Below are 12,088 nucleotides of genomic sequence, written 5' to 3'. Positions count from 1 at the left end.
GCCGTGAGCGCACCATGACCCTGACTCCCGATCTCTCCGCTGTGTCAGATGCACCGCGCAAGAGTCGCAAGAACAATCCGGAAAAGACCCGCGAGAACATTCTCCAGGAAGCCGTTGTCGAGTTTGTTCAGCAGGGTCTGTCCGGCGCTCGCGTGGATGCCATCGCCGAGCGCATCCATACCTCCAAGCGCATGATCTATTACTACTTCGGCAGCAAGGAGCAGTTGTACGTCGAGGTGCTGGAGAAGCTCTACGGCGATATCCGCAACACCGAAACCCGCATGAACCTCACCGCCCTGGAACCCCGTGAGGCGATCCGGCGGCTGGTGGAGTTCACCTTTGATCACCATGACCAGAACGTGGATTTCGTGCGCATCGTCAGCATCGAAAATATCCACAATGCCGAGTACGTGAAGCGTTCCGACTCGATCAAGGCGATGAACAGCAACATCCTGGAAGCGCTGGGTGCGACGTTGCGCCGTGGGGCTGAGATGGGGGTGTTCCGGGCCGGGTTGGAGCCGCTGGACGTGCACCTGCTGATCAACTCATTCAGCTTTTACCGGGTGTCCAACCGCCATACGTTCAGTGAGATTTTTCAGATCGACCTGTCGGATGAGGCGGTTAAGCAGCGGCATCGGGACATGATTTGTGATTCGGTGCTGCGTTACCTGCAGGCCTGAAGTCAGCGCAGAAATCGTTGTGGCTTGCCCTAATGCCGTTCAGTTAAGGCTTTTTTTTTGTAGGAGCGAGCTTGCTCGCGAAGAACTCACGGGCGCCGCATTGATTCAGGAAGCACGCGTTATCGTTGACGTTTTTCGCGAGCAAGCTCGCTCCTACAGGGGTTAGTTCAGTCCACTCATTGAGCCATTCATGCTTTGGAAGTGCGCCAGCATCCGCTGCGCATCCGCCACCTCGCCACTGAACAGCTCAAACGCTTTTACCGCCTGAAACACCGCCATATTGCCGCCATCCAGGGTGCGGCAGCCCAAGGCGCGGGCATCACGCAGCAGTTCGGTTTCCAGCGGGAAATACACGATTTCAGCCACCCACAGTTCGGCTCTCAGCAGGGCAGCGGGCACCGGCGTGCCGGGCAGCTTGGCCATGCCCATTGGCGTGGTGTTGACCAAGCCGTCGGCCTCGGCCATGGCGTTTTGCAGGTCACTGCCCACCTGGGCGCGACCGCTGCCAAAATGTTGCGCCAGGTTATCCACAAGGTCCCGGGCGCGGCTGGCGTCCACATCGAACACACTCAATTGCTCGACACCCTCGGCCAGCAACGCGTGCGCCACTGCTGCGCCAGCGCCACCGGCGCCCATCTGCACCACGCGCTGACGCGGCACATCGTTGAGGTTACGGCGAAAGCCCTCGGCAAACCCCAGGCAATCCGTGTTGTGGCCAATACGTTTGCCACCCTTGAACACCACGGTATTGACTGCGCCAATGCCCCGCGCTTCGTCAGACAATTCATCAAGCAGCGGCAGGATCGCTTGCTTGCACGGGTAGGTAATGTTCAAACCGGTGAAGTGCATCCGCTCGGCGGCGTCCAGCAGGTCGGGCAGGGCGTCGAGAGTCAGTTGCAGCGGTTCCAGATCGATCAGTCGGTAGAGGTAGCGCAAGCCCTGGGCATCGCCTTCCTGTTCATGCAGGGCTGGCGTGCGGGAAGCCTGGATACCGGCGCCGATCAGGCCAGCGAGGACGCGCGGTTTCATCGAGCCGCCCCCTTGAGCAACTGGCTGAAATGTTCCAGGGCCAGGTGATAGCCATGGCTGCCGAAACCCGCGAGCACCGCCTTGGCGATGGGCGACACAAAGGAATGATGGCGGAAGGCTTCACGGCCATGCACGTTGGAGAGGTGCACTTCGATCACCGGCACTTCACTGGCCACCAGAGCGTCACGAATCGCCACTGAAGTGTGGGTCCAGGCCGCCGGGTTGATCACGATACCGGCGCAACGGGTGCGGGCGCCGTGGATCCAGTCGAGCAATTCACCTTCGTGGTTGGTCTGGCGAAACTCGATTTTCAACCCCAGTTGCTCGGCGCTGCGACCACACAGGGCGGCCACGTCGGCCAGGGTTTCATGGCCGTAGGTCGCGGGCTCGCGGGTGCCGAGCAGGTTGAGGTTGGGGCCGTTGAGCACCAGCACGATGGGCGGCATAAGGGTCTCTCCACAGTTATTGTTGGTTGTGGAGATAAAATGTACTGAATGGTTAATTTGGTCAATTGGCGGCAGAGGATGTGTTCGATTATCGAACAGTTAATCCGACCCTTCACCTGGCTGGATCAGATTAGATATCAATTGAAAATCATTCTCGACAACGCTTAAGATGCTTGCCTGTTTCCTTAACATTCCAGGGAGTCGGTTTGTCGGACGTGGATCTCAAAGGCCTGTTTCTCAAGCATGCCGATACCTTGCGCGGGTATCTGGCGCGCAAGGTACGGGACCCGCAGTTGGCCGCAGATCTGGTGCAGGAGAGCTTCCTGCGCCTGGCGGAAAAGCCGGCCGGCGAGCGCATCGACAACTCCCAGGGCTATCTCTATCGAACGGCGAGCAATCTGCTGATCGACCATATTCGCCAGGAAGCGCGGCGCAAGACAGACTCCGTGCCCCATGAGGCGTTGGCCGAGATTGAAGATGAAGTGGCCGGGTTGGAGGCTCAGGCAATGGCGCAGCAACAGCGACAGGCATTGAAGCAGGCACTGGCGGAGTTGCCGGAGCGCACCCAGCAGATTTTCCGTCTCAACCGCATCGAAGGCATGACCCACGCTCAGGTCGCGAGGCACCTGGACATCTCTGACAGTTCCGTACAAAAGCACCTGGCCAAAGCGTTGGCCTACGTGATGCAACGCTTGCAGGAAGGCGAGAGGGCGCCATCCGACGAATGAGTTACCGAAATGCGCCACGTCAGACGTCACAGCGTTACATAACGAAAAATTCGAGATTCACACGTGAATAGCCAGGGTCCGCAACAGCACAGCATTACCGAGGCGGCCGCCGAGTGGGCGGTGCGCCTGCACGCCGGTGCCCTGACCGATCAGGAGCAGGCCGAACTGCAGCATTGGATTGCCTGCGACAGCCGTCATGAAGCGGCATTGCGCTTTGCCGAACAGACGTGGGCGGCACTGGGCGACGTGTACAAGGAACCGCCGGTGAACCGCCAGCGCTCATCAGCGACGACGATGCCCGTGCGCCGGGCCAAACGGCGCAGGTCTTGGCAACGTGCGGCGGCCGTCGCGCTGGTCGTGGTGGTGGCCGGTGTCGGCTGGGTGCGCGGGCCAGAGGTGTTGCTGCGCATGCAAGCGGATTACCTCACCGAGAAAGGCGAGGTGCGCACCGTGCAACTGGCCGATGGCAGCAAGGTCGAGCTGGACTCCGGCAGTGCCATTCGCCTGGATTACGACGGTGTGCAACGCCGTATCCGCCTGCTCCAGGGCTCGGCGATCTTCGACGTGGCGCCGATGGTGGGCGAGGAAACCCGGCCTTTTGTGGTGCAGAGCGCCGGGGGGCAAACCCGGGCGCTGGGCACGCGGTTTGTGGTGGCACGCGAGAGCGACAGCCAGGCGTGGGTCGGCGTGCTGGAGCACAGTGTCGAGGTTTCCCTGCAAGCCATCCCGATAAAAGGCCCGGCCGACAGGGTGGTCAAGGAAGGCCTGGCCGCACGCTACAACCTCCAGGAAGGCATCGTGGCCATGGACCCCTTCGATGTGGAACGCGCCACCAGCTGGCGACGCGGCGTACTGATCTTCGATCACCAGCCCCTGGCCAAAGTCATCGAGCAACTCAACCTCTACCGCCCCGGGCGTGTGGTGTTGACAGACTCGGCACTGGGCGATCGCGAAGTCAGCGGCGTGTTCCGCCTCGACATGCTCGACACCGCCCTCGGCACCCTCACCCAGGAACTTCAAGTGCAACGCTTTGACCTGGCAGGCCTCAGCCTGATCTATTGATTGCCCTGTAGGAGCCGGTTTGCCGAGCGATGTGCGGTGGTCTTTCTGACGTCATCGCCCGCAAGCCGGCTCCTACACATACCTCGCCTTGAAACCCGCCCTTTAGAAACTTTTGAAAAAGTCTTACTGACTTCCTGCGCGTCGCACGTCTTGCTAGGTGAGAAGCATTCGCATAAACAAAAACGCTCAGCGCAGGGAACAACAGAAATGTCAGCACTCAACAAGGGGCGTATCACCGCAAGCCGGTTAGCCCTGGCCATCCACGTGGGCCTGTTCGCCGCAGTGGCTCCAGTATTCGCCGCTCAGTCTCAGGCGAGTGCTGCGCAACCGGCGGTGCTGATGCTGGATATCCCTGCACAATCCCTGGGCAGTGCGGTGCTGGCGTTCGCCGACCAGGCCGGTCTGCAAGTGCTATTCGACAGCCAGCGCCTGGCGGGTTTGCAAAGCACTACGGTGAAGGGGCAGTACGGCGTGCAGGAAGGCCTGGCGTATTTGCTGGGGAATGCGCCCGTGGAGTATCGCTTCAATGGCGAGCGCCAAGTCACCCTGACCCGCGTAGAGCAGAGCGGCGCCGCTTTGGCGCTGGCGACCACCACAATCACCGGCCTGCACCCCAACGACTGGGTGTATTCATCGCCACGTTCGGTGAGTGTGGTGGGGCGTGAGCAATTGGATCGCAACCCGCCACGGCATGCCGCTGAGATGCTCGAGGAGGCGCCGGGCGTCTACTCGGCGGTCAGCCAGCAAGACCCTGGGCTGTCGGTGAATATTCGCGGTATCCAGGACTACGGCCGGGTCAATATGTCGGTGGACGGCATGCGCCAGAACTACCAGCAAAGTGGTCACCAGCAACGCAATGGCACGCTGTATGTCGACCCGGAATTGCTGTCGGAGGTGGTGATCGAGAAGGGCGCCACTTCCACGATGGGCGGCGCCGGGGTGATCGGCGGGGTGGCCAACTTTCGCACCGTGGAAGCGGCCGACCTGCTCAAGGGCGGTAAGGAAATCGGCGGGCGCATCCGCTTGACCACGGGGCTGGGCGGGCGCAGCAACGGCACGCATTTTATTGGCAGTTCGGCGTTTGCCGTGGGGACGGACGTGTGGGACATGCTGGTGGCCGCCAGTGAGCGTCATCTCGGTGATTACAAACCCGGGACTAAAGGCAGCATCGGTGAACTGCGCACCGGCAGTTCCTTCCTGCCGGCCAGCGAGGATCGGATCAAGAACTCCACCGTCGAGTACACCGGCTCGGTGATGCGCTCGCGCCTGCTCAAGCTCGGTATCAACCTGCCGGTGGATCAGCGTCTGCAACTGAGCTACCTGACCACCGAAGTCGACTACGACGACGTCAACATGATGACCGCCGAAAAAGCCCAGCTATGGGAAAAACTCGGCAGCAGCAACGTCACGGCGCAGAACTTCGCACTGGACTACAGCTACACGCCGGACAACCCGCTGATCGATTTCAAGGCCAAGCTTTACTACGTCGATACCCGCAATGACCAAACCACGCTGACCCGTGGCAGCAGCAAGGGCTACGACGTTACCTATCAGACCAACACCTATGGTTTCCAGGCGCAGAACATCTCGACCTTTGCCTTGAGCGAGCTGTCCGTGATCAAGGCCAACTATGGGCTGGAGTTTTTCTACGACAAGGTGCGGCCGGACTCCAACCAGATGGTGGCCGCCGATTCGGCGGTGACGGCCTCGGCGGCGGAAAGCATCACGCCCAGGGGGGATCGGGCGATGGGCAGCCTGTTCGCGCGCCTGGATTACGACTACGACAACTGGCTGAACCTCAATGCCGGGTTGCGCTACGACCGCTATCGGCTACGCGGCGAAACGGGCTTGAACACGCGCACCTTCATCATCGGCACTACGCGGCAAATCGGCTTGCCCATGACCTATGACGTGGATCGGGAAGAAGGGCATTTCTCGCCCACCTTCGGTCTGTCGGTCAAGCCAGGCGTGGATTGGCTGCAACTGTTCGCCACGTACGGCAAGGGCTGGCGACCGCCGGCAGTCACCGAAAGCCTGGTCAGCGGCCGGCCCCATGGAGGCGGTTCGGAGTCGATTCTTCCTAACCCCTACTTGAAACCCGAGACGTCCACGGCGTGGGAAGTTGGCTTCAATGTGCTCAAGGAAGACCTGCTGTTCGCCGAAGACCGGGCGGGCATGAAGGTGTCCTACTTCAATACCCGCGTCGATGATTTTTCCTACATGGCCCTGGGCGTGCAGCCACCCGGTTATGGCATTGCCAATATCGGCAATGCGGCTTACGTCAACAACCTGGAGACCACGCGTTTTCGCGGCCTCGAATACCAGTTGGATTACGACGCGGGTTTCGCCTACGGCCAGGTCAACTACACGCGCATGCTCGGCAGCAACAAGTTCTGCAGCAAGACTGCGTGGTTGGGGGGCGTTACCAAGACCCAGAAGCGGCCGGGCAACCGCACGCCGGTGGACGCGATGGTGCCGGACGACGCGGCCAATGCCGCCGTGGGCTGCAATGCCATCCTCGGTTCCTCCGAGCACATGCCGATGGATCGCGGCACCGCGACCCTGGGGGCGCGTTTCTTCGAGCGCAAGTTGGATGTGGGGGTTCGCGCCCGTTATAGCGCTGGTTATTACGTGAAAGGCGGCGTCGGCGTGACCACTTCACAGACCGGCGTCTACCCCGCCGACTGGAAGCCTTACACCGTCTATGACCTGTACAGCAGCTACCGCGCTACCGACCAATTGACCTTGCGCCTGGCCATGGAGAACGTCACCGACCGCGCCTACCTGGTGCCCCTGGGCGATGTGCTGGCCTTCACCCTGGGCCGTGGGCGCACCTTGCAGGGCACCGTTGAATATCAGTTCTGACCGATTTTGCCCAGTGACGGGCAAAACCACAGCGGGCACCGGCTTGCTGCGGAGTTACCACCCCATGACTTGGAGTTTTGCATGAGCATTTCTATTTCATACAGCACGAGCTACGCCACGAACACCGTTGCCCAGTACTTGAGCGACTGGTCGGCTTACTTTGGTGACCTGAACCACCGTGAAGGGTCGGTCAAAGAGGGTGTGAACACCGGTGGTTTCAATCCTGGGCCGTTCGACGGCACTCAATATGGCGTATCAAGCACCGTCAGCGATGCAGCGGTAGTGGCCGAGGGCAGCTTGCATTACACCTTGTTCAATCCGCCTTCGCATACGCTCTGGGGTTCGCTCGACGCACTGACCTTTGGCGATACCCTTGCCGGTGGCGCAGCCAGCGGTGGCTACACCATTGCCAGCCAGGAAGTCAGCTTCACCAACCTGGGCCTGTCGAGCCTGCAGTCCGAAGGCCGCGACGGCCAGGTGCACAAAATCGTCTACGGCTTGATGAGTGGCGACAGCTCGGCGCTGGCTTCGGCGATCGACTCCTTGCTCAAGGACATTGACCCAAGCCTGTCGATCAACTCGACGTTCGACCAACTGGCCGCTGCCGGTGTGGCGCATGTGGACTCGGCTTCGGTCGCAGCCTCCGATGTGGCGCTGGTTGGCGTGCAAGACGTGCCCCAGGACTTCGCCCTGGCCGCCTAAGCAAAAAAGCGAATGGAAGATCGCTCTCCCATTCGCCGCGTGACACACCGCCGTCGCCCAAGCCTTCTACTTCTTCAGCGACGGCGGTGCCGAATTCTGCGCAGCGTCGTACAGCCTGTCAACGCAACGACGCTGCCCGCTCAACCCTTTGAGAATCCCCAGATGCGCCACGCCGGCAACGAAACCCTGGCCGCCCTCACGGCTTATAAAAGTGGCTTCTTCAACATCGGCCTGTTCTCGGCGGTGATCAACCTGCTGATGCTGGCCCCGGCGCTGTACATGCTGCAGGTGTACGACCGGGTGCTGGCCTCGGGCAACCAGATGACCCTGCTCATGCTGACGCTGATGATCCTCGGCCTGTTCGGCCTGATGGGGGCATTGGAGTGGGTGCGCAGCCAGGTGGTGATCCGCCTCGGCACGCAGATGGACATGCGCCTGAACCAGCGGGTGTACGACGCTGCGTTCGAAGCGCAACTCAAGGGCGGCATCCAGGCGGCCGGCCAGGCACTGCATGACCTGACCACCCTGCGCCAGTTCGCCACCGGGCAGGCGTTGTTCGCGTTCTTCGACGCGCCATGGTTTCCGGTGTACCTGTTAGTGATCTTCCTGTTCCACCCTTGGCTCGGGCTGCTGGCCCTGATTGGCGCAGTGCTGCTGATCGTGCTGGCGTGGGTCAACCATCACGTCAGCCAGGTCCCGATGTCCCTGGCCAGCCAACTGTCCATCAGCGCCAGCCAGCAGGCCACGGCCAACCTGCGCAATGCCGACGCCATCGAAGCCATGGGCATGCTCGCCACCTTGCGTGCGCGTTGGTTCGGCCAGCACCAGGCCTTTCTGGCACAGCAGAACCTGGCGAGTGAAAAGACTGCGACCGTCACCGCCTGGTCCAAGGGTGTGCGCCTGGCGTTGCAGTCGCTGGTGCTGGGCCTGGGTGCGTTACTCGCGGTGCAGGGCGATATCACGCCGGGGATGATGATTGCCGGCTCGATCCTCATGGGCCGCGTGCTCAGCCCGATCGACCAGTTGATCGGTGTGTGGAAACAGTGGGGCTCGGCGCGCCTGGCGTTTGATCGCTTGTCACAGATGCTGGAGGCCAACCCGGCGCGGCCCGAAAGGATGAGCCTGCCGGTGCCCAAAGGCCAACTGAGCGTCGAGCAAATCAGTGCCTGTGCTCCCGGCAGCCGTCGGCCGGCGCTGGCCAACCTTGGGTTTACTCTGGCCGCGGGTGAGGTGCTGGGGGTGATCGGGCCGTCGGGCTGCGGCAAATCCACCCTGGCTCGAATACTGGTAGGTGCCTGGGCGCCCTTGGCCGGCAAGGTGCGGCTGGACGGTGCCGACCTGGCCCTGTGGGACAAACAGCAATTGGGCCCACACATCGGCTACCTGCCGCAAGACATTCAACTGTTCGCCGGCAGCATCGCGGATAACATCGCACGGTTTGTCGAGGTCGACGCGGACAAAGTCCTCGCCGCCGCACAAATGGCCGGCGTCCATGAGTTGATCCTGCAACTGCCCCAGGGCTACGACACGCAGTTGGGGGAGGGCGGCGCCGGGTTGTCCGGCGGCCAGAAACAGCGTGTCGCCCTGGCGCGTGCGCTGTACGGCGTGCCCGCGCTGATCGTGCTGGATGAGCCCAACGCCAACCTCGATGAAGTGGGCGAGCAGGCTCTGCTCCAGGCCATCACCCAGCTCAAGCAACAGCGCCGCACGGTGATCCTGATCACCCACAAGCCCAATCTGCTGACCCTGACTGACCAACTGCTGATCCTCAGGGAAGGCCAGTTGCAGGCCTTCGGCCCAACCGCGCGCGTGTTGGAAGCGCGGCAGAAACCGGCTGCGGCCAAGCCGGTATCGACCATGAGCATGAGTTACCGCCTCGGTGAAGGAAAACAGGCATGAGCCAGAGCAAACCCGTGCTGATCAGTGATGCGCCGAACAATGTGCTGGCGCTGGATGACAAAAAGTATTCGCGCCTGGGCTGGCTGTTGGTGCTCGGTGGCTTTGCCGGGTTCCTCGGCTGGGCAGCGTTGGCGCCACTGGACAAGGGCGTGGCGGTGCCGGGCAAGGTCATGGTCTCGGGCCATCGCAAGACCGTGCAGCACCCGGCCGGGGGCATCGTCGAGCGTATCGAGGTGCGCGACGGTGATGTGGTCAACGCCGGCCAGGTGCTGCTGCGCTTGAAGGAAACCCCGTTGCGCGGGCAGATGCAGTCCCTGCGCAGCCAGTACCTGGCGTCCCTGGCCAGCGAGGCGCGCTTGAGCGCCGAAAGCGAAGGTTTAGCGGTGATCAACTTCGGTCCTGAACTGCTCAACGATCCTGAGGCGGCGGGCACCCTGGACCTGCAACGGCAATTGTTCAAGAGTCGCGCCCAGGCACTGGCCACGGAGCAACAAGGCCTGCGCGAAACCATCGCCGGGGCCGAGGCGCAGTTGCGTGGCACACGGGATTCGCAAGCGAGCAAAGTCCAGCAGCGCGCGGCGTTGAATGAGCAACTGCAAGGCCTGCGCGAGTTGGCTCGTGACGGTTACATCCCGCGCAATCGCCTGCTCGACAGCGAGCGCCTGTATTCACAGATCGACGGCGCCATCGCCGAGGACTACGGCCGCATCGGCCAATTGCAGCGCCAGGTTCTCGAACTGCGCCTGCGCATCCGCCAGCTTGGCGAAGATTTCCAGACAGACCTGCGCGGCCAGTTGGCAGAGACCCGCACCCGCAGCGACGACCTGCGCAATCGGCTGGCCTCGGCCGAGTTCGAACTGGCCAATAGCCTGGTGCGAGCGCCGGTGTCGGGCGTGGTGGTGGGGCTGGACGTGTACACCGAAGGCGGCGTCATCAAGCCCGGCCAGGCGTTGATGGATATCGTGCCTCAGGGCGAGCCCTTGCTGGTTGAAGCGCGGGTCCCGGTGCAGATGGTCGACAAAGTGCACCCGGGCTTGCCGGTGGAATTGATGTTCTCGGCGTTCAACCAATCCACCACGCCACGGGTCGCCGGCGAGGTGACGCTGGTCTCGGCGGACCGCCAGGTCGATGAGCGCACCGACGAGCCGTATTACACGCTGCGTGCCCAGGTCAGTGCGGCGGGCGTGCAGCAACTGGACGGCGTGCAGATCCGCCCAGGCATGCCGGTGGAAACCTTCGTCAAGACCGGTGAGCGCTCAATGCTCAACTACCTGTTCAAACCCCTGATGGATCGCACCCACATGGCCCTGGTGGAAGAATGAAGGCGCTGTTGTTTACCCTGTGTTTCGCGTGTTCCTCGGCGGCCCAGGCCTTGGGTTTGCTGGATGCCTACGACTTGGCCCTGCGCAATGATCCGACCTTTCAGGCAGCCATTCAGGCGCGTGAAGGCGGTGAAGAAAACCGCCTGATCGGCCGAGCGGCGTTGTTGCCGAACTTGTCGTGGAGTTACAACAACTCGCGCAATGAGTCCGAAGTGACGGCGGGTGATGTCACCAGCAACCGTGACTACCGCAGTTATGCGTCGACCCTGACCTTGCAACAACCGCTGCTGGATTATGAAGCCTACGCGCGCTTTCGCCAGGGCACTGCCCAGGCCTTGATGGCCGATGAACGCTTTCGCGGCAAGAGCCAGGAACTGGCGGTGCGGGTTCTCAACGCCTACAGCCAGGCCTTGTTGGCCCAAGAGCGCATCGAGCTGAGCCGTGCGCAGAAACGTGCGTACGCCGAGCGCCTGCAACTCAATGATCGCCTGCTCAAAGGTGGCGAAGGCACGCGCACCGATGTGCTGGAAACCCAGGCACGCCTGAGTCTGGCCCAGGCCGAAGAAATCGAATCCCTGGATGCCCAGGACAGCGCCCTGCGTGAGTTGGAAGCCATCGTCGGCCAACCGCTGCAGATCGAAGAACTGGCGCCGTTGACGCGCCAATTCGAGATCCCGCCGCTGGAACCCAACCGTTTCGAAACCTGGCGCGAACTGGCCATGGCCAACAACCCGGAGCTCCAGTCCCAGCACCATGCCTTGGACGTGGCGTCCTATGAAGTGGAGCGCAAGCGCGCCGGGCACATGCCCAAGGTCAGCCTGTACGCCACCAGCCGCCAGACCAACTCCGACTCGGAAAGCAGCTACAACCAGAAGTACGACACCAACACGGTCGGCATCCAGGTCAGCCTGCCGCTGTTCGCTGGCGGCGGAGTATCGGCCTCTACGCGCCAGGCGGCCAATCAACTGTCCCAGGCCCAATACGAACTGGATGCGCAAACCTCGGCCACGCTGGTGGAGTTGCGTAAGCAGTTCAACCTCAATACCAGCGGCGCGGCCAAAGTGCGTGCTTATGAAATGGCGGTCAGCTCTGCCACTGCGCTGGTTACTGCGACGAAAAAAAGTGTTGCCGGCGGTGAGCGGGTCAACCTCGACGTGCTCGACGCCGAGCAACAACTGTTCACCGCTCGCCGCGACCTGGCGAATGCGCGGCATGCGTATCTGCTGGCGAGGATTCAGTTGAAGTATTACGCGGGGGTGCTGAGCGAGCAGGATTTGCGCGCGTTGGCGCGGTATTTCCAGCCGTCGGCATGAGTAGGGTCTTTGCCAATACACAGGCCCCCGTAGGGGGCGGCT

General features: G+C 62.0%; 10 protein-coding genes. 8 read left to right on the top strand and 2 right to left on the bottom strand.

Annotated features, from left to right (window positions below):
- Positions 1–14: 14 nt before the first annotated feature.
- Positions 15–680 (top strand): TetR/AcrR family transcriptional regulator, encoded by a 666-nt coding sequence (locus AC1Q6I_RS17940; RefSeq protein WP_041161028.1) that lies wholly within the window; start codon positions 15–17, stop codon positions 678–680.
- A 162-nt stretch (positions 681–842) separates the two neighbouring features.
- Here AC1Q6I_RS17940 and AC1Q6I_RS17935 read toward each other — a convergent pair whose 3' ends face one another.
- Together AC1Q6I_RS17935 and aroQ are read right to left on the bottom strand one after the other, a co-directional pair.
- On the bottom strand, positions 843–1,709 hold the full coding sequence (locus tag AC1Q6I_RS17935) for a shikimate dehydrogenase (protein WP_102624482.1): 867 nt from the start codon (positions 1,707–1,709) through the stop codon (positions 843–845).
- Positions 1,706–2,155: a type II 3-dehydroquinate dehydratase gene (aroQ, locus tag AC1Q6I_RS17930; protein WP_024077525.1), complete on the bottom strand. Its 450-nt coding sequence runs from the start codon at positions 2,153–2,155 to the stop codon at positions 1,706–1,708. The genes AC1Q6I_RS17935 and aroQ overlap by 4 nt, the downstream gene beginning before the upstream one ends.
- 206 nt (positions 2,156–2,361) lie before the next feature.
- On the opposite strand from aroQ, the gene AC1Q6I_RS17925 reads away from it, so the two are divergent.
- The 7 genes from AC1Q6I_RS17925 to AC1Q6I_RS17895 all read left to right on the top strand — a co-directional run bounded on the left by AC1Q6I_RS17925 (position 2,362) and on the right by AC1Q6I_RS17895 (position 12,046).
- Entirely contained in the window at positions 2,362–2,883 is a 522-nt protein-coding gene (locus AC1Q6I_RS17925; RefSeq protein WP_024077524.1) for an RNA polymerase sigma factor, read from the top strand.
- A gap of 63 nt (positions 2,884–2,946) precedes the next feature.
- Entirely contained in the window at positions 2,947–3,945 is a 999-nt protein-coding gene (locus AC1Q6I_RS17920; protein ID WP_102624483.1) for a FecR family protein, read from the top strand.
- Between the two features lie 207 nt (positions 3,946–4,152).
- On the top strand, positions 4,153–6,810 hold the full coding sequence (locus AC1Q6I_RS17915; protein ID WP_069077062.1) for a TonB-dependent receptor: 2,658 nt from the start codon (positions 4,153–4,155) through the stop codon (positions 6,808–6,810).
- A gap of 81 nt (positions 6,811–6,891) precedes the next feature.
- Positions 6,892–7,512, top strand: coding sequence for a heme acquisition protein HasA (locus tag AC1Q6I_RS17910; protein WP_024077521.1), 621 nt, complete (start codon positions 6,892–6,894; stop codon positions 7,510–7,512).
- 162 nt (positions 7,513–7,674) lie between these two features.
- A complete protein-coding gene (locus tag AC1Q6I_RS17905) occupies positions 7,675–9,411 on the top strand; it encodes a type I secretion system permease/ATPase (protein ID WP_069077063.1) in 1,737 nt (578 codons plus the stop codon).
- Positions 9,408–10,733 (top strand): HlyD family type I secretion periplasmic adaptor subunit, encoded by a 1,326-nt coding sequence (locus AC1Q6I_RS17900; RefSeq protein ID WP_069077064.1) that lies wholly within the window; start codon positions 9,408–9,410, stop codon positions 10,731–10,733. The genes AC1Q6I_RS17905 and AC1Q6I_RS17900 overlap by 4 nt, the downstream gene beginning before the upstream one ends.
- A complete protein-coding gene (locus AC1Q6I_RS17895; RefSeq protein ID WP_069077065.1) occupies positions 10,730–12,046 on the top strand; it encodes a TolC family outer membrane protein in 1,317 nt (438 codons plus the stop codon). The genes AC1Q6I_RS17900 and AC1Q6I_RS17895 overlap by 4 nt, the downstream gene beginning before the upstream one ends.
- Positions 12,047–12,088: the final 42 nt, after the last annotated feature.

Source organism: Pseudomonas sp. MPR-R2A5 (assembly GCF_058793055.1).
This window is presented reverse-complemented; position numbering and strand designations above follow the sequence as displayed.